Source organism: Bacteroides sp. B1-V-101, from assembly GCF_023656585.1.
In the GTDB taxonomy this organism is placed as follows: Bacteria; Bacteroidota; Bacteroidia; order Bacteroidales; family Bacteroidaceae; genus Bacteroides; species Bacteroides thetaiotaomicron.
Genome location: NZ_JAMOKH010000039.1, coordinates 35,747 through 58,339, shown reverse-complemented (window position 1 = coordinate 58,339; position 22,593 = coordinate 35,747). Strand labels below are relative to the sequence as shown.

At 39.2% G+C, this 22,593-nt stretch carries 22 protein-coding genes and 1 pseudogene; all 23 read right to left on the bottom strand.

Features of this window, described 5'->3' with window-relative positions; all coding sequences use genetic code 11:
- Nucleotides 1-27: 27 nt before the first annotated feature.
- The 23 genes and pseudogenes from NBH01_RS21645 to NBH01_RS21535 all read right to left on the bottom strand — a co-directional run bounded on the left by NBH01_RS21645 (nt 28) and on the right by NBH01_RS21535 (nt 22,544).
- Nucleotides 28-822 carry a polysaccharide biosynthesis/export family protein gene (locus tag NBH01_RS21645; protein WP_070750297.1) on the bottom strand — a complete coding sequence of 265 codons (795 nt, stop codon included), beginning with the start codon at nt 820-822 and terminating at the stop codon, nt 28-30.
- A gap of 249 nt (nt 823-1,071) precedes the next feature.
- A complete protein-coding gene (locus NBH01_RS21640; protein WP_181590418.1) occupies nt 1,072-1,209 on the bottom strand; it encodes a hypothetical protein in 138 nt (45 codons plus the stop codon).
- On the bottom strand, nt 1,210-1,425 hold the full coding sequence (locus tag NBH01_RS21635; RefSeq protein WP_070750281.1) for a hypothetical protein: 216 nt from the start codon (nt 1,423-1,425) through the stop codon (nt 1,210-1,212).
- Between the two features lie 37 nt (nt 1,426-1,462).
- Complete coding sequence (locus NBH01_RS21630; protein ID WP_070750280.1) at nt 1,463-1,831, bottom strand: hypothetical protein; 369 nt, start codon at nt 1,829-1,831, stop codon at nt 1,463-1,465.
- Nucleotides 1,832-1,935: 104 nt separating this feature from the next.
- Entirely contained in the window at nt 1,936-2,094 is a 159-nt protein-coding gene (locus tag NBH01_RS21625) for a hypothetical protein (RefSeq protein WP_165938116.1), read from the bottom strand.
- 272 nt (nt 2,095-2,366) lie between these two features.
- Nucleotides 2,367-2,726 (bottom strand): annotated as a pseudogene (locus NBH01_RS26835) (WbuC family cupin fold metalloprotein); the annotation flags it as partial.
- Nucleotides 2,727-2,731: 5 nt separating this feature from the next.
- A complete protein-coding gene (locus NBH01_RS21615) occupies nt 2,732-3,751 on the bottom strand; it encodes an MraY family glycosyltransferase (protein WP_070750278.1) in 1,020 nt (339 codons plus the stop codon).
- An 11-nt stretch (nt 3,752-3,762) separates the two neighbouring features.
- The gene (locus NBH01_RS21610; protein WP_070750277.1) at nt 3,763-5,034 is read right to left on the bottom strand and encodes a glycosyltransferase family 4 protein; all 1,272 of its coding nucleotides are present in this window, start codon (nt 5,032-5,034) and stop codon (nt 3,763-3,765) included.
- 342 nt (nt 5,035-5,376) lie between these two features.
- Nucleotides 5,377-5,739 carry a nucleotidyltransferase family protein gene (locus NBH01_RS21605; protein WP_070750276.1) on the bottom strand — a complete coding sequence of 121 codons (363 nt, stop codon included), beginning with the start codon at nt 5,737-5,739 and terminating at the stop codon, nt 5,377-5,379.
- Between the two features lie 437 nt (nt 5,740-6,176).
- Entirely contained in the window at nt 6,177-7,271 is a 1,095-nt protein-coding gene (locus NBH01_RS21595; RefSeq protein WP_113748561.1) for a glycosyltransferase, read from the bottom strand.
- A 1-nt stretch (nt 7,272) separates the two neighbouring features.
- Nucleotides 7,273-8,526, bottom strand: a complete 1,254-nt coding sequence (locus NBH01_RS21590) for a glycosyltransferase family protein (RefSeq protein ID WP_070750274.1) — start codon at nt 8,524-8,526, stop codon at nt 7,273-7,275.
- Nucleotides 8,527-8,531: 5 nt separating this feature from the next.
- A complete protein-coding gene (locus NBH01_RS21585) occupies nt 8,532-9,641 on the bottom strand; it encodes a glycosyltransferase (RefSeq protein ID WP_070750273.1) in 1,110 nt (369 codons plus the stop codon).
- A gap of 167 nt (nt 9,642-9,808) precedes the next feature.
- Entirely contained in the window at nt 9,809-9,970 is a 162-nt protein-coding gene (locus NBH01_RS26730; RefSeq protein ID WP_352230658.1) for a WbuC family cupin fold metalloprotein, read from the bottom strand.
- Between the two features lie 49 nt (nt 9,971-10,019).
- Nucleotides 10,020-11,057 (bottom strand): Gfo/Idh/MocA family protein, encoded by a 1,038-nt coding sequence (locus NBH01_RS21580; protein ID WP_070750272.1) that lies wholly within the window; start codon nt 11,055-11,057, stop codon nt 10,020-10,022.
- Between the two features lie 953 nt (nt 11,058-12,010).
- Entirely contained in the window at nt 12,011-13,450 is a 1,440-nt protein-coding gene (locus NBH01_RS21575; protein ID WP_070750270.1) for an NDP-hexose 2,3-dehydratase family protein, read from the bottom strand.
- A 1-nt stretch (nt 13,451) separates the two neighbouring features.
- Nucleotides 13,452-14,330, bottom strand: a complete 879-nt coding sequence (locus NBH01_RS21570; protein ID WP_070750269.1) for an NAD-dependent epimerase/dehydratase family protein — start codon at nt 14,328-14,330, stop codon at nt 13,452-13,454.
- Between the two features lie 12 nt (nt 14,331-14,342).
- The gene (locus NBH01_RS21565; protein ID WP_113748562.1) at nt 14,343-15,647 is read right to left on the bottom strand and encodes a hypothetical protein; all 1,305 of its coding nucleotides are present in this window, start codon (nt 15,645-15,647) and stop codon (nt 14,343-14,345) included.
- Between the two features lie 2 nt (nt 15,648-15,649).
- Complete coding sequence (locus NBH01_RS21560) at nt 15,650-16,999, bottom strand: oligosaccharide flippase family protein (RefSeq protein ID WP_165938117.1); 1,350 nt, start codon at nt 16,997-16,999, stop codon at nt 15,650-15,652.
- Between the two features lies 1 nt (nt 17,000).
- On the bottom strand, nt 17,001-17,903 hold the full coding sequence (locus NBH01_RS21555; protein WP_070750266.1) for an AAC(3) family N-acetyltransferase: 903 nt from the start codon (nt 17,901-17,903) through the stop codon (nt 17,001-17,003).
- A 150-nt stretch (nt 17,904-18,053) separates the two neighbouring features.
- Entirely contained in the window at nt 18,054-18,809 is a 756-nt protein-coding gene (locus NBH01_RS21550) for a Rossmann-fold NAD(P)-binding domain-containing protein (RefSeq protein WP_070750265.1), read from the bottom strand.
- Nucleotides 18,810-18,986: 177 nt separating this feature from the next.
- Nucleotides 18,987-20,036: a polysaccharide biosynthesis protein gene (locus NBH01_RS21545; protein ID WP_070750264.1), complete on the bottom strand. Its 1,050-nt coding sequence runs from the start codon at nt 20,034-20,036 to the stop codon at nt 18,987-18,989.
- An 86-nt stretch (nt 20,037-20,122) separates the two neighbouring features.
- Entirely contained in the window at nt 20,123-21,346 is a 1,224-nt protein-coding gene (locus NBH01_RS21540; protein WP_070750263.1) for a polysaccharide biosynthesis C-terminal domain-containing protein, read from the bottom strand.
- 13 nt (nt 21,347-21,359) lie between these two features.
- Entirely contained in the window at nt 21,360-22,544 is a 1,185-nt protein-coding gene (locus NBH01_RS21535; RefSeq protein WP_070750262.1) for a UDP-N-acetyl glucosamine 2-epimerase, read from the bottom strand.
- Nucleotides 22,545-22,593 lie beyond the last annotated feature (49 nt).

Sequence of the window (22,593 nt, the reverse complement as noted above, 5' to 3'; positions counted from 1 at the left end):
ATTTTCTTCCTTCATAACCCTTTCTTTTTATTTCAAGATGTTAAACAATAAACTGGCAATAGAAACAAGGATCGAAGTAGCAGAGAACCACAAGCTTGTACTAGTGCCGATATCCGAATTTCGTGCTTTCGCTTTATTGGGAGTCACGTAGATGATATCATTCTGCTGCAAATAGTAATAAGGAGAAAGAATAGTTTCCGCCTTGTTCAGGTCCAACGGAATAATTTCCTGCTTACCATTGGCATTCTCCCGTATCAGCTTAACATCATCACGCAGGCCGTATACAGTCATATCACCTGCCATAGCCAAAGCTTCCAAGATGTTCACCTTTTCATTGGAAATCGTGAATGTACCGGGACGGGCAACTTCTCCAATCACAGAAATCTTATAATTTACCATACGTACCGTTACAATAGGAGTTTCCGTAATATAAGGTTTCAGTTTTTCCACGATCATTTGTTCGGTCGCCTTCTTTGTCAATCCGCCTACATGAAGTTCACCCAATACGGGGAAATTGATATTACCATCGTTATCAACTAAATATTGCTGTAGAACAGGCTGTGTAGTTGTATAACTCAAAGCAGCATTACTCTGCGTAGCCACTGTTAAGTTGAAAGGCGCAGCCAATTCAGGACTGGTACATGACACCACTATTGTCAGCAGATCCTTGGGCATAATCTTAGCATCATAAAGTTCTGCATCCTGGGTATTGTACAATACAACTTCAGCATCCTGCAGGTAAGGTACTTTTTTGTAGGACTGGCAGCCGGTAAACATTAATGCCGCCAATACGCAATAGAATAATTGTTTCAATCGTTTCATATATTTCTTTTTGCTGGGGTTATACAATTCTTCGCAAGACCGGATACCCCATTTAGCACGGTCACTACGGTATATGATTGGAATTCTCGGGTAAAGTATTTTCATATTTTCTTTTATGTCGAAATAAACAGACGTAGGATACCTTTATTGTTCCTCCTGCTTCTTCTTTCGCCCTCCGGTATACCCGTCCATATCCCTCATCCCCGCTATGTCGAGGAACATTTTCAGTTTCCACTCCTCCAGCGTGCCTTAATTGATCTTTCGACGGACAAATTTTATCTTATTCAAGAGCCGGGTATGTTTATTCGGGAAGTGACGGTTTTCCAGAACATACGCCCTTAACTCGTCACAGAAGGCGATAAAGTTCTGATCGTTCTTTCCTGACATTCATTCGCTGTTAATGGCGTTCATATTCTGATATCCGATTGCCGCACGTTTTGTTTCCACTCCCTCCTCACGGACTATGACTGCCTCCAGCCTTCGTGCGACATCAAAGAAAGACATGGGATCGTTATAGTCCAGCTCAGAGAGGGCATTATCAAAGTCATCGATCTCAGTTTTGGAAGGGGAGGGGATGACCGGCATATCCGGTTCTGCCGCCAATTTCTTCGCCTTCTTTCAGGCTTTTTTCAGGACGGAATCAAGGTGGGGCAAACAATTCCCGCAGTTCATCGACCATCAACAGATTCCCCTTCCGCGTCTTCTTGTCATAACACACAGAGACCAAGAGAAGCATCTTCAGGGTATCATAGGTCCGACGGGAAGCTTTTACCACAGGGATATCGGGACTCGCCTTGACAAACTCCCGGACCAGTTCCAGTTCCTTCACGCAAAGCTTTTCCAATACCTCTATCGGATTTGACTTGACGTAAGAGTCGATCTTCTCAATCATGGTAGGCTTACCCGCTGATTCACTGATGGGCACACCAAGGAAGGCGACAATTCGGGAAAGTGACTCCTTATAGACAAGCCCCAAATTGCTACGGTATATAAACGATGTTATGCTCATCGTCTTTTTATGAAAAATGTAAGATAAATTCATTATGGTTGATATTAGTAGACTTCTGTCAAACCGCAGACATTAGCCCTACTTGTGTTGACAGATAACCATTATTACTTTTTGAGAGCTTCGAGTGCTTCAATGACGTCTTCAAGGCTAATCTGCATACATCGAGCCACATACTCAGCTGTCAACATACACAGAGACTCACCATTGCGCTGTTCCATTCCAACAAAATCAGTAACACGTTTTTTTAATTCTTCTGTGATCATAGTCATTATGGTTTAGTTTGTGAATAAATATTGTTAATTCGTCAAGTATTTAGGTCTTGCAAAAACCTCTCTACATCTTCTAAAGAGACATTAAGGGTTTGCGATATGTATTGGGGTGAAATAGGATCAATGGAACCGGTCTGACGTTCCATACCAATGAGATACTCGATATTCTTTTTTAAACCACCGAGAGAGTTAGAGAAGGGTGTTGGACAAGAATCTTGAATATTCTTTGACTGGAATTCCTCAAATATTTCGCTTCCATCCTCTCCGTACTTACCATCTTTTGCCTCATAGATAGCAGATGGTTCAAGAACTTCTACTGTGTGCCAAGCACCTGCTGGTACAACACAACCGAAATTACCTATTGTTGGATCAAGGTGAACACGTTCAGTTTCATTTCCATGTTCATCGTAAAGAACTTCGATGAGTTTGCCACAAAGAAGAATTACATTTTCATTACTATTCGGATGACGATGAATGGGCACAACAGTTCCTGGCATCAACACATTAAGCATGCGTTGACTACCATCATCGGAACTTGTACGTAAATCATAGTTTTGACGTAAGCGTGGATTCACCTGTGCTTGGTCAAAAAGTTCTGATATAAGTTTATGATCAATTTGAATCATAGAGATTATTTTGAAAGAGAAGCAAGGTACTCCTCATGAAGGTGATAGTATTTTTTCTTGAAAAGAATATAAACTACAGCAAGTATAATGATAGTTGATACCAAATAAATCCAATGTGCAACTGTTGTACTAGGACAAAGATAAATGAATCCCAAAGAAATTGCGAACTGCATTACGGCATAGAGGCTAGAAACCTTTACATGACCAATTTTCAATTCATTCGCCATCAGCTGATATGCATGTTTGCGATGTGCCTCTCCCAAGTTCTCATGAAGCATAATGCGGTGGCAGATTGTCAAGCAACCATCCACACCATAGACAAGCAAGAATATCAAATATGTCACATCTCTAGTCATTAGGATAAGAGATCCAATCATAAACAAAAGAATATAAGCCACTCCGATAGAGCCCACATCTCCAGCAAAGCATTTTACTTTTCTCTTTGGTCGGAAGTTAAACAGACAGAATACTATGTCCGCAATAATTACCACATAAATGAGACTCTGATCGACAAAGCCCATGGAACTGTTCAAGATAGCAAGTGGCAGCAATGAAGCCATCGTATATGCTCCAGTAATGCCATTTACCCCATCCATAAAGTTGATGACATTCGATGCTCCCACGCACACGATCAATGCCAGGATTACAACCCACCACATATCCAAGTGAAGAATATCCAACTGGTAGAACATCATTGTCATTGCCACGAACTGCACAACCAGTCGCACACAGTCAGGCAGCGAGCGGATATCATCAATGAAGCTGATTCCAGCAATCAATGAAACTGCTCCAAGAAACCAAGGATACAAAACCGAAGCACCAACTATACCAGTCGAAGCAAACATGCTCCATATCCATAGCGACAACAAGAAAATAATACCGCCACCACGAAGCACAATCATAGAATGCGATGAGCGCTCATTCGGCTTATCAATGATATTGAACTTGTCGGCAATCTTGAAATATGCCAACTCCAAGACTAAGAGAATTACGAATATGAATGCTAAAATCAAATATGAGTTCATAATAAGTATAATTATTTACTAAACACAATATCATCAAGATTACTCAAGCACTTCTCTTTATCAAAGTTCTCCTTGTAGAACTTCAATCCGCAAGCACCCTTCGCATTCAAAGTCTCCTTGTTCTCATCCGCCAGACGTATAACCAACTTTGCCAGCCCCTCAGCATCACCAGCCGCCACCAACCAGCCACACTCTGCAGCCTTCACCACCTCAGCCCCCTCACCATTCAGGCACGCAATGATCGGACGGCCACTCGCCATATAACTACTTATCTTAGCAGGCGCATACAAGTTAAACAGAGGCGAGTCAGTAAGCGACACCAGCATCACATCTGCCTTCTCAAAGAACAATGGCATCGTTTCCGAAGGATAGCGGCCCAAAGTCAGTACCGTCTCCTCCAGCCCATGTTCTTTCACAAACTGCTGCACCCAAGGTAACCTGCGACCATCGCCCACTATCACCCACTTGATATCCTTACGTTCCTTAGTCAGTAAAGTCGCCTGCATGTTACACTCCATACCTTGAGCCTCACCCACAGCACCTGCAAACATCACCTTGAAACCTGAAAGGATTTCGGGCAAAGAATAGTTTGGAGGTAAAAAAGGGGTTGAAGGGGAACCATCCGACCACTGAGGATAATATACAATCTTACCCTTATAATCTCCGTAGGTACGAATACTCTGATCAAAGCTCTTAGAACTCGTCAGTATCTTGTCGCTCCACTTATACTCCTTCTTCACAAACCAGTCGAAGAATCCGAGAATATGCTTGTTGCTGATGCCACCTGCAGCTGACAAACTCTCCGGCCAAAGGTCCAGCACCCAAGTGTACAGCAGCACTTTCTTCAGTTTCTTATATAGTACAGCAGGCAACGACATCATCACAGGTGACAACTGCTGGCAAAATACAAAGTCAAATTCGAACGATTTCTTGAAACCCAAAAAACCTTTGAAACTATCTGCGAACACCTTCCAGAGTACATACATGCATGCCACTATGAAATAGCTGAAATAATTCAGCATCAACATGATCTTACTATCATTACCACGAGGCACAATCGGCAGATGTGTCACATGAACACCTTTTATGGTTTCTTGCCTCTTCTTAAATACCCCATATCCTTTATGGAACACCCCATCCGGATAGTTAGGAACACCTGTCACCACATGCACCTCATGCCCCTCTTCCGCCCAATGAAATGCGATATCATTGCCACGAAACACCTCCGGATAAAAGTACTGGCAAACAAACAAAATTCTCTTCTTCTGATTATCAGTAGCCATATAATTCAATAATGATTTTAACCTTGATTTTTTTATAATTTATATATTCATGGAGTTTTCTACACCCAAATCGATACACCCTCCACATAGGACTCCAGAACCAAGCCCAATGATCAAACCTCCAGAATCGGAACGTCTTACTGTTCACATACCAAAAACTCGTCCATCGCTTACTCAAGTCCTTTCGGTTCTCATCCATGTGTCCGAAGTTGCCAGTACGGTTAATCTCATCTAGTACTAATCACTCATCCTCCTCATTTGGAGCCCAAAGCATTTGCCCCCTTTCAAATTCCAACACCTCTCCCAGAGCCCACATCAAAGCAGACGCAAACCTATCCAATCCTAAGCCATGAATATAATTTTGCAATCATTTGTGTTTAACAAAAGAAAATAGTAGTCCATGAGTTGACGAAGACGAAGACCAATCCCCTCCATATACCAATGGTGAGAGATATGTACCATCTGATGCACTAAATTAACCGAGAGAGTAAGAACAGATATGGAACCTATACCATTTGGCAATTCTATCCGATTCTCAAAACACCTCTCACCTTCCTCTTTAAAGAACTTATACAGTTTCTGGTTCTTGATGGGGTTATGCATAATGAACGGACGGTAATGAATCTCCACGTCTGGAAAGCAATGATAATAAATCTCCAATTCATTCACCTCATCCGTTGGGAACGTCTTGTTTACATACTTCATCACCTTCTCGTATCCACCCTCTTCTCTGCCACCTCATAGTCGAAACTGATCTTTGGGAACTCGAAGTAGCACGACCTTACGGTTTCTAAATCGGAGATTTCTGCGGGTACATACTTGTGCACGATATCCATCATGTAGCCTAAGCGGAAGGAAAAAATACCACCATTCCAATAAGCTCCCTCTGCAAGGAATTCCTTGGCACGGTCAACGGTTGGCTTCTCGGTGAAACATGTTACACGCTTATGTTCTGAAAACCCTTCAACTAAACTAAGGGCAGGTTAATTACACGAATCTTTATCTTTCTCCGGCACTACATAGCCGTATTTCTCAGAGGGATAGGTTGTATACCCATCAAAACCAATTCTGCCACATCCAGTTTTACGCACTCCACCATTATAAAAATGGAACAACAAAGCAAAACCCAAGGTATGGCTAAACTAATCATCTGTTGCATATATCCTTTTGTACACGCAAAGTACCGATTCTTCAAAACGAATCTTATAATCATCTAACCTTCCAGATGCAAAATTTGTTAAGGTGTTATATTTTAACTGCAGTACATTAACCAAAGATTCTGCATTAGCTGTATGAAAGGTATTTTCTTTAGGAACAAGTGGATTCTGTAAAAACATTGGTAAATCTGATGTAATTACATCAGTTCCTAAAGATAAGACAGTAGAAATAATACCACTATTTGTTCCTTGCAAGTATGGCAAAATAACATACCTAGCAGCTTTTACATAGTGATAATAATCATCGTCTGATATATAACGGAGATTGAATTCCACATTACATTTTTCAAGTAGTTCTTGATTGAAATATACATCATGCAACTTGCGTCCGCATACTCTCAACTTCGCATTCGGGTGTAGTTTGTGAAACTCAGGCCAGCTATCTAACAGAAATTCAATACCCTTGTCTTTGCGAAGGTGTCCTATAAATAAAAAATCAACATCGCAATATGGGTTAGGACCATCCTTCGTAAGCTTTGAAAGATCCATTATGGGGAAAGGGTGCTTCACTACTACCGACTTATTAATTCCAAAATTTTCATTCAATTCAAAAATAGATTTCTCTGTATGAACAAGCAGGTAATCCGCTAAGTGGAAAATCTTGTAACGATTAGTCATTTCACCTTTTCCTTCCGAGTGCGGATTCACATCGTGACAAGTAATCATCAATTTGGCACCAGACACTTTCTTCAGGAGGCGCAAAAAACACACAATAAAGAAGTAACTCTGCCCAACATGTGAATAGTTTATGACAGTAGGTTTATCCTTCATGGACGCAAACAAAATCCTCACATAACCGCAAAGAATTTCCTGTAACTGGAATAATTTTCTAGTTATGCCCTTGTACCTGCTCATTGCAACATCTCCTCTTTTAAAGAAGATTTTCTCTCCATAGCCAAAAGGATAATAATAATTAACATATATTTTCTGATTATAGCCACCCTTTTTCAAGATTTGATAAATCTCATCTAGATAAAGGCCAGAGTTACCACTGGTACCCCAGTATATATGATAAATCATATTACTTAAATTTATTTTGTAAATAAGCTCTTACTTTTCCAGATTGAGGAATCTCCAAATCCGAAAAGTTGGCAATCTTTGCCTTATCAATAATATTGAGGTATTTCTCAATATTTGTTGTAAAGTCGTAATCTCGCTTTATATATTCATAACATGCTGCTGCCGAGGCTTCATAGTTTGCCTCGAGCTCTTTCATCACGTCTTCCAACAGAGGCTGATCATCTTGGCTTTCACCAGCAAACAAATTGTCGCCTACATTACCTTTTACACAATTAGCATAGAGACCTCCACAAATATCACGATTGAAAAGTTGATGGTCAGGATTACTAAGAGCCATCACTGCAGGAAGTCCATATCTACATATCTCAATAACTGAGGTTCCCATAGCATAACCTATCGAATGCTGCTTGATGATATCGCCTAACTTAGAATAATCGACCTGTCCTACAAATTCTATCCTTGATGTATCAATATTATTCTTGGCAATATACTCGTCAATCAAATGTTTATCGCCATTTCCAACAATAGTCAAAGAATATTCTTTGTGTCTGTTTATATAGTTAAGCATAACACAAAGGCCAGGAATCTTAAAGTCAACGATTCTGCCAATGAAGAGTATTTTATGATTGTTTGCTAATATTGAAGGCTTCTCTTCAGGAAAATCGTAGGTCGGTAAAGCTACTACATTTTCTGCAGTAAGGTTAATTCCGAACTGCTTATTCCAAAAGTTCACCATCAGGTCACTCATAGGGATGATAGCTCCCGATTCACAAAGGCGGTTAAATAATGATTTATTAAACTCAATTTGATCGGTTCGTGAATATCTCTCCTTGTGAAAGATTTTTTTGTATGCCTTATCAAACAGACTCTGACAAACATAAAGATTGTCTTGATAGTGTAATACTAAATGGCAAACCTTTGCATTAGTTACAATCTTTGTAAGCTGTATTATCATATAAAGATCACGCATACAAAAGGTTACAAAAGAATACTCGCTAGATTGAGGCAGTTTATCTTTTATTTCCGACAGAATAACTTTACGCTCCTCTGCATTCTTATAGTAGAAATCCGCTTTGTCATTTTGAACAGTAATGATGTTGCCAACATTGTTTTTACGCAAGTCGTCATAGATGTAACTCTGTTCTGTACATAGCATACAATACGACCTGTTGCTATTCTTTACGTATGATGCCATACGCACCATGAGTGTTTCACCACCTCCAAGGTACGAATTGAAATTTACAAGTACTAACATAATTATTACATATTTTCGAATGTTTGCTTAAATCGGTCCGTTTCGCTAAATATATTCCATTTGCCGTCCACTTCTGCAAAAGCGCATCTTGATACTTCATCACTGCTGACATTAGCGTGAGCATCCAACCATTTTTTTATAACATTGGCCAAATCTTCTACATTGTTATATTCGAAAAAATCTCCAGTCTTTCCGGGATCTATACTCTCAAACTCAGGTCCCTGATGAGAGAAGTCGTTATGAGAGATGACAGGACAGCCAAAGGACATCGAACTAATAGCCGTGAGACCTACAGGCCCTGGTGATACACAAAGACTTGCATTATAATAGAAATTGCAAAGAATCTCTTCTTCATAACATGGACCGTATAGATACACTTGTTCCGACACGCCAAATTTACTTGCAACATCTTTAAGATTTACACCATCTACATCTTTTCCAACAACAAAGAAGTTCACATCACATCCCTTCTCGTGCAGAATTAGCATTGCCTCAATCATCTGGTCCAATTGCTTATCTTTAATTACTCTTCCAACAAAGATAATCACCGGATATCTATTTGAGAAGAATTTTGAATACACGTTGCTTTTAACCAGATTTTTTCTTAATGAAAGGTCATGAACGGAGTCCATTGAATTATATACCGTACAAATACTATCTTGGCGGATTCCATTCTCAATCATTATTTTTTTAGCACGGTTGTTATATACAAAATTCATTGCACATAACTTGTAATACATGATTTTGATAAGCTTCCGAATTCCGGTTTCTCTACCATACATTCCATGGGACCAAGATGCTGCTTTCTTTTTTGAGAAAAGACAATATATGACCATAAGCCAATATGTTAGACAGAAAGGCCCTCCTAATACATATATATCATAGTCTTTCTTCAAAAGTGACAAAGCGCCCTTTAGTACAAAAAAGTTACCTACCACCTTTGTTTGTTCAAATGAGCCTCTATAGTTGAGTAGTTCTTCTTTATTGTAGTATTTGATACCTACAGAAGGATCATCCTCAACAATATAAAAATCACAATCAATCTCTTTGGCCATTTGATTATATATCGAGAGTCGATATAGTGATCCGCCACCAAATATGCAAATCTTCTTCATAAGTCGTTCTATTTATTTCATTATATCATGTTCTGCTACTGGAGCATAAGGTCCTTCGCGCGTTTCAAAAAGAATCGTTCCTTCTTCCAAAGACTCTACCTGATGCCACACCCCCTTTTGGAATATGATACCCAATATTCTCTGTTCGAGGATTCAGAACAACATTATCAATAACGTTCGTTTATCAACACTCTGAGTCTTCCTCTTAAGATAATAAGTGTTTCTGATAAATTAGGATGTCGTGCAATGGGAATCTTTGAACCTGATTCTATTGCATTGAACATCCTTTGTACAGAGCCCTCGAAGGACTCGTGTAAATTCCAGTTCATCCGAAGACGAGGACTCAACTTTGCCTTAGTTGTAGTCTCATCAAGAATTTTACTTGTTAGAAGCATATTTCTTAAATTCCTCTAGAAGTTGCTCTTGCTTTTTTAATAACTCATATTCATCAATACGTACTACATTGTCATTTACACAATCAACAAAGCGTTGTATTGATTTCAAGAAAGCATCGTCTGCAGTAAGTGAGCGCGTTTCTATATCTTGATTCTTTTTGACTGTATATGATGAAACAAAACCCGCAGGAGCTGTCAATATACGCCCGCTGGTAATGGTGCCTATGCTACCCCAGATTTCGATATCACAACGATAATCATTGTCCATACCAAAGGCAATCTGAGCGACTTGTCCTTTGTTATTGCACATAGATGCAGATCCGTACATGTCCACCTCAAACTCGTCTATATAATTTGCTTGTGCAGTTGTTACATGCGCATCACCTCCTAAGAGGTAGTTCGCATATTTCATGCAATATCCACCAGCATCAAGCAAGGCTCCACCGCCAAGATTCTTGTTGTAGCGGAAGTCATTAGCTGCTCGACGAGGGAAACCAAAAGAGATGCGATACAAACGAACATCTCCAATCTCTCCACTATTCACAATATTGTTGATTTCCTCCAACTGTGAGTGATAGATAAACATGTAGTTCTCGTGAAGTGCAAGTCCTTTCTGAGAAGCCATTTCAATCAAGTCTTCTGTGTCTGCCAAAGAGGTGGTTGAAGGCTTTTCTACAAATACATGTTTGCCTACTTCTATAGCCTTTTTAGCCCACTTATGGTGGAGAGCTGGTGGGAGCGGAATATACACAGCATCTATTGCATCTGCTGATACCAAGTTTTCGTAACCAACTACGATCTCTCCCCCATATTGATCAACAAATACTTGAGCCTTCGCACGCTCGCGAGATTGCTGTTCATCTATTTGCTCTTGAGAAATGCTTTCAATATTACCAAACCATTCTTCAGAAGATGCAATACCAATGGCTGCAAATTTGATACAGTCCCCAGCCTGCTGGAGTGCAGGTATAAATCTTCGAAGTGCAATTTCCGAAGGACATATAATACCAATTCTAATCATGTCTTTAACCTAATATAAATCTAAATTTTGTTTTCTGAATAACCGTTATAAGTCACTATGATACAACCAATACAACCGCAGTAACTATTATAGGAGCAAGGATGTAATGCTCTGCCAGTATTGATTGGGTCTGTGAATACTTTACAAGATTCCAAATGATAGGATGGTGTATTAGGTATATACCCATACTTGCTTTATCTAGCGAGATAATCCATTTTGACAATCGATTAACATTTATTGTTGTAAACGCAATGTAAATCAATCCATTGGTCAATAGTACAATAGATACAAATACCCAAGAGGCAAGAGGGCACCACTGAGTAAGAATGCTACTATAGTCGCTGTCAGCATTATATAGTTTGCGTTTCTATTAATTGTTCTCCTGTTTAACAATTGACATATAATTATACCCAACAAAAAATATCTATAATAATTATCAAATGGGGACATCTATGCTATGCATTCCCACGATATCAACTATTACATATTGAATTACTATCAACAAAATTGGTAGTATTGGATTATTGACTATCCATTTATCTAACAGTCTTCTTATCAGAAAGACTTCCATCAGAAAACGTAAATACCATATATGAAGTGGACCTACAAGAATATACTTATAGGTCATGCCCATATCTATGGTACACTCAATTATGCCCCATATTAGGAATGGGACAAACTCCATTAACATTTTTTCATAAACTCTAAATTCGCGCCATACCCATAAGACGTTAATATTCATACAAATAGTTGAAAACTATTGTAAATAAGTACATGTGTATTGCATATATAATATTAATTGTTTTCTGCCAAAAGGGTGTTACACACTCCGTTCCGAGAACATGCCATTTGCTTGTATACATATAGCATATCCGAAGACAACAACAATCACCACTATACAACGCAATACAGATATGTAGGATAGTCTTTCCTTTGTATTAGTCATACCTCGATTAATATAAACTAATAGCTGACAGCAACGAGCGTGCAGCAATGTTGAGATAGTTGTTGTATATAACGAAAGAGAGCATCTGGTTGAGGGTCATCCAACAGTAATTCTCTTCAACCTCTACGGGGAATTCATCTCCAACCTCTACAATAGTATTAAGGTTTTGCTCCTGGAAGAATCTTCCTCCCTCTTCGCTCTGATAGCTTGCATACCAAACCTTATCCTTTGGCGCATTCAAAACTTGCTCCAAGTAAGGAATGGTATATTCATTCTGTCCTTTACGATAGTTGCCAGTAAGGCATTGTACGGTAGGAGCCATCTCAACCACATCAAAGTTGCCAGACTCAAGCTTAGCCTGTACCAGGAAGTGATATATTCCGTTTATCTTCTTTACGATGAAGCCCATCAGGCCTTCTTGAGCAGATCGTACCATCGGCTGATCCCAAGAGACAACCTCACGATTGCCAATCTCTACTTTACACCCCATCACATCAAAGTACTTGCCGTCTTCGTGATGTATTGTGTTTCCATCATATACCCAATGGTTCATCTCAGAGATGCCTATAGGCTTTACATCCAGTTCATATTTGAATTTCAGTGATGTTATCCATTGGATAATGTCTTGAATGTCATGCAGGTGATTGTCCGAGCTCAGCATCGAATAAAGGAAGGAGTCTGGCCTATCGGACTGAATCCCACTCAGCTGTTTTACTGTATCGAGCAGTTTGAGAGAGTGCTCAGAATAGCTACCAAATTTGATACATGAAATAACTGTACGGCTATCCATGTTGACAACATTTGGGTACCTTAGCAATTCTTTCATCTGGCCAAGCGATGCCCAAATGAACCCGGTCTTGACCTCAAGTTCTTCATTCTCATCAACCTCTACTATAATATTGCGGTTTCGCTTATGTAGAAAGCGTGCTCCCTGTTCTGATTGCAATTGGTCAACTAATACAGTTACATCCCTTTCTCCATTGAAATATTCTAAATAATAAGGTGATTTCCCTCCATGAACTCGAGTGTAGTTACTTCTCGTTGCCTGTAGTGTAGGAGATAGCTGAACCACATTGAGATTACCTGGCTCAATCTTCGCCTGCATGAGGAAATGTATCACTCCATCGAACTTCTTTACAATGAAGCCAAGAAAGCCCATCTCGGGCTGATTGATAATCGGCTGATCCCACTCTGCAACATCACGATAGTTGGTATTAATACGGATACCGTCAATGCTGAAAAATTTACCACTTTCATGACGAATACGATCATCACGGTAGTTCCAGCCTTTCAACTCTGTCAGCGGAATCTGTCTGATATTAGATACTACCTCATCGTTCTGCTGTTTCATCCATGTAAGGATGTCCCGAGTTGACATAAACGAGCCATGGTGCATAGCTGATACTAAAAAATCAAGCTGTGCGTCTTCTACATTTCTTGTTCTCATATTAAATATCTCTTGAAAAATCTTCTAATTGTTTAAAATCTTTACAATTCAGTAAGGTACGAATCTTTGTATCATCAAAATACGTATGTTCGCTCTCTATACGAAGATCGCGTTCCGACCATTCTACAGCCATTACATTCGTTCCGTATTTCCTTGCTATGATCTCAGCTGCTTCACGTAGAGATAGCGTTTGGCCTCCAACATTGTAGATTTCTCCATTGCTTTCATCCTTCATAGATGCCAATACTATCTGATAGCAGAGGTCTTCTATATGCGTAAATGTTCGTTTGATATTACCTCCACCATACAGTGTTATATCTTTTCCGGCCTTTGCCTGTTTTATAAAGAATCCTACTGTACCAAAACTGTAGTCTGTAGACAGCAAATTGCCGTAAGGGATGCATATACGGAAAATTGTATATGGGATATCAAAACTCTGCTTGTATGCATAGAGTATCCCTTCACATGCAAGCTTATTGATAGCATACAGTGTCTTTGTCTCTTTCTCATCATCCTCAGCTAGTGATTTATCTATACCTCTATAAACCAATCGTGTAGAAGGAAACACAACCTTTGGGCGATACACTGAATGACGGATAGCATCAAGCAGGTTTAGGAGTCCTATCTCATTAATCTTAACATAAGTCTCATAGTTATCAAAGCCTGCATAGGTTCCTGTAAGACCAGCAAACATATAGATGTAATCTACGTTCAGGTCTATATTTACAACAGATTGCTTGTCTGTCAAATCTACTTGCTTGTAATTATCATGCTTTTCATTTTGTATATCATAACACATAGATTCATACCCCTTCTTCTGTAGATAGAAAGCAAGATGCTTTCCAATGTAGCCATTGGCACCTATAATTGCAATTTTCATATTATTTAATTATTAATCTAATTTCATATGCCCATATGGAATGTCGACATAACGTAATGCAAGAACAATAAGAATTATACCTTCGGATAGTAAAAATGTAAAGAAAGACACATTCAAAAGCATCATAGTTGGCATAATCAATAATGTACATACAAAAGCTTTATTCTCATCATTAACTAACCTATTTATGAAGATGAGAAATATCGCAAATAGGATACTTACGATTGCTACACCAGTAACACCCATAGCAGTTACGCCGTCCATTGCCCAAAAAATAGCATTTGCGTTCATGCCACCTTCAGAAACCACCTTTCCAATAGCCTCACCATGGTAAGGATCTGCATCCGTCAGCTTGTTAATAAAACTAACATGATTAAAATATGTATTCGGATGACTACTAAAAAATGGCACATAGTATCCAGCAAATAAGCAGCCCGAGATTGTTAATGTTCTCATTAAAAAAACTGCCGCAAGTACATATAATGTAGGATTATCGAGATTTGCCAAGAAAAACCATGACAGAATTAAAATGCCAATGGTAAATATCGGTATTAGATTGACATCCTTCATTTCCTGCCACAAAAAAAATCTATACATTGCATACAAGATTAATGGTGCCAAAAAATAAGTCTTTAAACCGAAAATCATATATAGGAAAAGAAACATCATAGATCCCATGATATAGTATACCTTTTTTTTAACAAGCAATCCATAACATATTATAAATGGAAATGTAAAGGTTCCTGCCCATGCAATTATATAGTTCATTAAAACACCACCTTTACCTGCATTTTGCTCTCTTAAATCATATACTCGAGTAAAGTCTACTAACCTAATATTACTATGATACACCAGCAATAATGAGAAAAATGTAATCGCTGCAAATACCCAAATAACCGTTATCGGGACTTTACCACTAGTAGTTCCTACATTATAATGAATTCTATCTATCAAAAAATAAGAACTCATTGCAATTAACAACACGATCCAATATCCAACTACATTAACTTCATTATCTTCTGGAAAATTAAACAACAAACCTAGCACAATTGGTACATATCCAAAATAATAAAGGAAAAGGCATATCCAAGATGATACATTTTTAATTCCTCTGTAAAAAAGCACAGGAACCAATGCAACCAAATAACCAATCGCTTCATAAAACTCAGAGTGTGGTACATCATAGTAAAAATAAGCATGCCATACAGGAACACAATATGTCTTCCATACGTAGGCAAATGTTGCAATATAGAGTGATGCAAACAACAAGTTTGAGAAGATATTGTTTGATAACAATTTACTATTCGATAAGCTCATATTTAGACAATTTCTATAAGAAAACGACATAATAATGTAAGATAACAGAGCAAAATCAACACAACTGTTTTTTTGTCAATCTCTACAAATGACAGCCTAGCTATGTTTAATATCTTTCGATATATGGAAAATCTTATGATTGCGTAAAATAACGAATAGAAAAACAAAGAAATATAGATGTTATCAAATAATACTGAAGATACAACAAGTGCTCCTACTGAAACTACCAAATTTAAAATATTAAACTGAAACCGAACTTCTTGTTTATCCAAAACCCTAAATATTGGGAGCAGTGGTTCGCTAATAATTACAGGTACAGAATATATAGCCAAACAGAGTGCCATTCTCCCTGCTGCCATCCATTTTGCTCCTAAGAATAGAACAAGCAATTTATCGCCTCCTAACGCCAAGAACATGATGGGTAGTATAGATAGATATAATGACATTCTATTCGCTTTCCTTGTTGATTCTTTGATAATATCCGGGACATCTGAATTCTCTGACAATTCTCTATAATAAACGTTACCCATTGCAGAACCGATAATTGCTATTGGCAGCAAAATAAATTGCATTACCATAGAGAAGCATCCTAATTCGTTATCCCCATAAAAAAAAGACAAAATGATAATTACTATGTTACCCACTGTAAATTCAAGGAATCTTGCAGGAGCATCATATAAGGGGAATTTTTTATATAAGAGTGCAGTTTTTTTTATATTGACATAAGATAGCGAACTCCAACTAATCTCTCTAATAATAGGCCTAATCAGAAATATTAGCAATACACAAGCAATCACATGCGCTAAAATATTTCCAATTATCAGTCCCAATCCAACTAATGGATACACGCCCCATAAAATGCGAATAATTGCTTGAGAAAGACCATTAGTTGTATTTGCTATCGACATCGCACCATAATTCTTATATCTATTTGAAAGGCATATTGTTAATGTAAAACAAGCTGATGATATTAACGCAAAAAATAAATACAAAACATTTGGATAGTTTAAGAAAAAGGATATCTCCAATAGTTTACCTACAGAAAATGTAATAGATGATAGTAAACTAATAATCAAAGATATAACTATACACAGGAATAAAAGATTGGGAATCTCCCTGTCATTATTAGACTTGACAATTGTATTTTCATAAGATAAAAAGATGAATGAATTTAATATAAACAACACCCCAGAAAAGACACCCCATACCCCATACTCTTCTGGAGTGTATAGTCTTGACAAAATAGGAGTAACCAACAAAGGGAGAAACATTAATGCCACATTGCTAGCTGAAAGCTTTAATGTGTTTTTTATTAATGCATTCTCACGTATGTTAAAAAGAATACTTTTCATATCAAAAGCTATATTTCTTGGCTGAAGGAACATAATATACAGAAATGCCTTTTCTACCAAGTTCAATCATTTTTCTCATGCAACTGCGCGTATAAAAGGCTTTAATCTCTAAATTACTTATTTTCTTTATTTGCCAATCTTCTTTTGCAAATTTCTTAAATAGATTGCTTTCTCTTGTTCTCCTATCTAAATTACCCATATATTCACTATACTCAGAAATAGATCCGTCTGAGTTGTAATAACGAAAAGTTTTAGAGATAGTAAAGAACTGAGCCCAATATGGATGTTCTGTATACAGAGAACTCTCCACACAATGATGAATTGTTCCTATATAATTCCGAGGCATACCAAGGTTAAAAACAATGGCATTTAATTCACACATCCTATACCAGGGGGACTTTTTCCCCCAACAATCGTGATCTTTAGTATGATCCTTTATAAGGTATTCGGCATGTTTTCCGATTGCACATACCGAATGTTGAACATTGGCACTTCTTAATACTCCTGAATATTTTCGGAAAACTTCTGCCAAATAACCTGCTCCAGTTGGATCTGCTGCAAGGTTAAAAATATAGTTATCCTGTTCTGATTGTTCTTTCTTCGGAAATGCAGGCATAACGAGTGTTCCATCAGGCCCTATGACTTGAAGAACTTTATCAATAATTTCTACTGCTGTACCTTGAAAATTATAAAACTCCTTCATTGAGGAATGAATACATATAATACTTCCTTCTTTCATTCCCATTGAACACATAACTTTGATTAAATCATCTGCATTATACTTTTGATGGTAGATTATCTTGCCTATTTTCTTATGCATTTCTTTACGAAACAATGAAAAATCTTTTATCCCAAGAATATTCTTCACTCTCTTTGCCATTATTGAATAAAAACTTGCTTTCATATGTTACGCTAATTATTTAATTGGCATTATGTGTATTTGTATGCTATTTGCTCTACGTTGTTGTAGCAGCTTATTAGTTCTGACTGATGGTATCAAACCATAAACCTTTCGGCTCCACCTGTGCAGCCAGATATCCATTAACTATAGGATTCAGATAATCTCTTCCTCACCACGGAAATGTACGTTTAAATCGTGGAGTGGAGCAAGGAGGGATCCGAGTGAAGTACCCTGTGTCATCTTAGTAAAAGCATTTACATCCTTAGGGAAACACTTGCCTCCATAACCAAACTTGCCATCAGGACCAGGAACGTATGTATGGGTGTCGTTAATATAGCCAGAGAGAAGGCAACCGGTGTGAACGGTGCGCCAGTCAGCCCCCATCTTCTCGCAGTATTCACGGCATGCATTGAAGTAGGTTACCTTGTAAGCGCCAAAGACATTATGCATATACTTAGTGAGCTCTGCCTCAAGAGGGGTCATAACTGTGAATTTCTTGCCAACGAAGATCTTGGTGAGGAGTTCTACGGCTCCCGTGAAAACCATGGTCTGTTTCTTGAAGTCTTCGATATGAGTACGTTCGGTAAGGAACTCTGGCATATAGTGTACACTATGACCCGTCTCTTTAGAGAGAAGCTCGCTAGTGCCAGGGAGGATGGTGGTGCGAACGAAGACAGGTACGTCAGGAAGTGCTGAGATGAGCTGTTTCATAAGGGCAAGGTCCTGTGTACCATCGTTTTCGGTGCGTACGTGAATCTGGAGGAAAACGATGTCGATCTCTTTCATTGAGTCATTGTAGCCCTTAGCTGGGTCGCTAATGAAAAGTTTGCAATCGGGATTGTTGTGCTCCAACCAATCCTTAAGGGCTCCGCCTACGAAGCCACATCCAATAATTCCAACATTGATCATTACTGTAATAAATATAAATAGTTAATATTTGTTTCTCTTTGTCAACTTGTCAGTTTGAGTGTGCGAGGGTATTTAATGATGTACATCATAAACTCCACCTGTGAGCACACTAGTACAGATATTCTCCTTAGATACATTGAGCTTGATTAAAGCAAAGAGCGAGCATCTCTACTATTTTTACTGAACAAAGTTGCCTTCGCCTGATAGTTCTTTCTGTATATACTCAAGAACTGCAATTTTTGCTTTGGTCTCTTCTACATTCAAGAGTCGAGTATTATTAGAGTTGAACTCTATCAGAAGATTGCGTTCTGCCTCTCCTTCTTTGAAGAACTTATCATAGTTCAAGCCACGGTTATCAGCAGGTACGCGATAGAAATCGCCCATATCCTCGGCCTTGGCGCACTCTTCGTTAGTGAGGAGAGTTTCATACATCTTCTCGCCGTGGCGGATGCCGATTACCTTGATATCCTCCTTCTTGCCACCAAAGAGCTCACATACGGCCTCTGCCTGAGTCTGGATGGTGCAAGCAGGAGCCTTCTGAACGAGGATATCACCGTTCTGACCATACTCAAAGGCGAAGAGAACGAGAGCTACGGCTTCTTCGAGGCTCATGATGAAGCGAGTCATTGAAGGTTCGGTGAGGGTAATAGGATTGCCATTGCGAATCTGGTCAATCCAGAGAGGAATAACAGAACCACGTGAACACATTACATTACCATAACGGGTACAACAGATCTTGGTGTTGCCTGAGTAGCGTGACTTAGCTACAGCAATCTTCTCCTCGATGGCCTTGGTAATACCCATAGCGTTGATAGGATAAGCAGCCTTGTCGGTTGAGAGGCAGATGACAGCCTTCACACCAACTTCGATAGCTGCAGTTAGCACATTGTCAGTACCGATGACATTAGTCTTTACGGCTTCCATTGGGAAGAACTCGCAAGAGGGCACCTGTTTAAGGGCAGCTGCATGAAAAACGTAGTCCACACCGGGCATAGCGTTCTTACATGACTGGAGATTACGAACATCACCGATGAAAAACTTGATTTTGCTTGCATATTCAGGATATTTTACCTGATATTCGTGGCGCATATCGTCCTGTTTCTTCTCGTCACGAGAGAAAATGCGGATCTCTGCGATGTCTGTATGAAGGAAACGATTTAATACTGCATTACCGAAAGAACCTGTGCCACCGGTAATCATAAGGGTTTTACCTGCAAAAATGGACATAATTGTATGATGATTTTATTTATTATTCTTTAACTACCTTGACATTGTCGAGCTTGCTCACACTCGGCAATGAAAAAATTATTTTATCACTGCTCTCGCTCAATCACAACCTTATCAAAGAAAGTGTCTGGTCTCTCAGAATTAAAGATCTCATTGCAGTACATAACTGTAACAAGATCTTGCGTGTCAGAAAGGTTGATGATGTTGTGGGTATAGCCAGGGAGCATGATGACACTCTGAATCTTGTCACCTGAGACTTCGTATTCAAGGATTTCTGCATTGGGATCATTCTCGTTGCGAAGCTGAATAAGTCCATACCCACTGACTACGATGAACAGCTCCCACTTAGTATGATGCCAGTGTTCTCCCTTTGTTATTCCAGGTTTAGAGATGTTGATGCTGACCTGTCCACAGTTGATAGTGTGGACGAGCTCGGTGAAAGAGCCACGATTATCGACATTCATCTTGAGGTCGAAGATTACCTTTTCCTTTGGAAGATAACTGAGGAATGTACTATAGAGTCGCTTTGCAAACGAACCGGCAGGAATCTCAGGGATCATCAAAGTCTTTGGCATCTCAGCAAATTTGTAAAGCAGATCCACAATCTCACCAAGTTTCACGTGATGAGTGATTGGGGCTGTACAATAGCGACCGTTTGGAGAAAGTACCGTTTCTACTCCCTCAAACTCGCAATGATGTTCCTCGCCATTCAATGCGCAGATCATTTCCTCTACCAAATCGTCAATATAGAGAAACTCCATATCGACTGATGGGTCATTTACTGTAATTGGAAGATCGTTGGCGATGTTGTTACAAAAAGTAGCGACAACTGAGTTGTAGTTTGGACGGCACCATTTACCATAGAGGTTAGGGAAACGATAAACAAGGACTTTGGCACCTGTCTCTTCACCATATTGGAACATGAGTTCCTCACCTACCTTCTTGCTCTTTCCGTATTCACTCGTACCAAAGCGACCTGCGAGAGTAGCCTGAATAGAGCTACTGATCATCACAGGGCAGTTGTTTTTGTACTTCTTGAGAGTGTTGAGAAGGACGGTGGCGAAACCGAAGTTTCCCTCCATAAACTCCTTCGGATCCTGAGGGCGGTTAACGCCTGCAAGGTTGAAGACGAAGTCGCAATCCTTACACCATGCGTCAAGCTGCTCTGGTGTAGAATCAAGATCATACTCAAAGACTTCTTCGATTACCAAGTTCCCATAACACTTTACCTTACCAGTCTTGATATTATTGAGTTGGGCACAGAGGTTCTTACCAACAAATCCTTTTGCGCCAGTTACTAATACTTTCATTATCCTATTTGTTTTAAAATTTACGCCAAACCATCTTGTTGACTACGCCAACGTATGACTGAATAATCTTAACCACCTTAGTTGAGACATTCTCATCGGAATAGTTTGGCACAGGTATACCATAGTCACCATTCTTTACAAGTTCTACTGCTGTATCAACAGACTGGAGAAGACCATTAGTATCAATACCAGAAAGAATGAAACCAGCCTTATCGAGAGATTCTGGACGTTCTGTAGAGGTACGGATGCAGATAGCTGGGAACGGATGACCTACGCTTGTAAAGAAGCTGCTCTCCTCAGGAAGTGTACCAGAGTCTGATACCACAGCAAAGGCATTCATCTGAAGGCAGTTGTAATCATGGAAGCCGAGAGGCTGCTGAACCTGTACTCGAGGATCGAGTTGGAAGCCAGAGACTAGAAGGCGATTGCGTGAACGTGGGTGGCAGCTATAAAGGATTGGCATATTGTACTTCTCAGCCATAGCATTGATAGCGTTGAAGAGACTCAAGAAGTTCTTCTCTGTGTCAATGTTCTCTTCACGATGCGCAGAAAGAAGAATATACTTACCCTTCTCCAAACCAAGACGCTGATGAACATCACTAGCCTCAATCTCAGCAAGATTTTGGTGGAGCACCTCTGCCATAGGAGAACCTGTAACATAAGTTCTTTCACGTGGAAGACCACACTCTGCAAGATAGCGACGTGCATGCTCTGAATATGCAAGGTTCACATCTGAGATAATATCTACGATGCGACGGTTGGTCTCTTCTGGGAGGCATTCGTCCTTACAACGATTACCTGCCTCCATGTGGAAGATAGGGATGTGAAGACGCTTAGCACCAATAACACTCAAACAACTGTTTGTATCACCCAAAACGAGAACTGCATCAGGCCTAGTAGCTACCATAAGCTTATATGATGCATTTATAATGTTACCGCAAGTAGCACCAAGGTCATCACCTACAGCATCCATATAAACCTCAGGATCCTTCAAATTGAGATCCTTAAAAAAAACACCATTAAGGTTATAGTCATAATTCTGGCCGGTGTGAGCCAAAATAACATCAAAATATCGACGTGTCTTGTTGATGACGGCTGCGAGACGGATAATCTCTGGGCGTGTACCTACAATTATCAACAGTTTTAGTTTGCCATTATTCTGGAAACTGACGTTTGTGTAGTCTGTTTTGAGTTCCATAAATGTATATAATATATTCTATTTCATTATTTCAAGCGGGCAACCGATT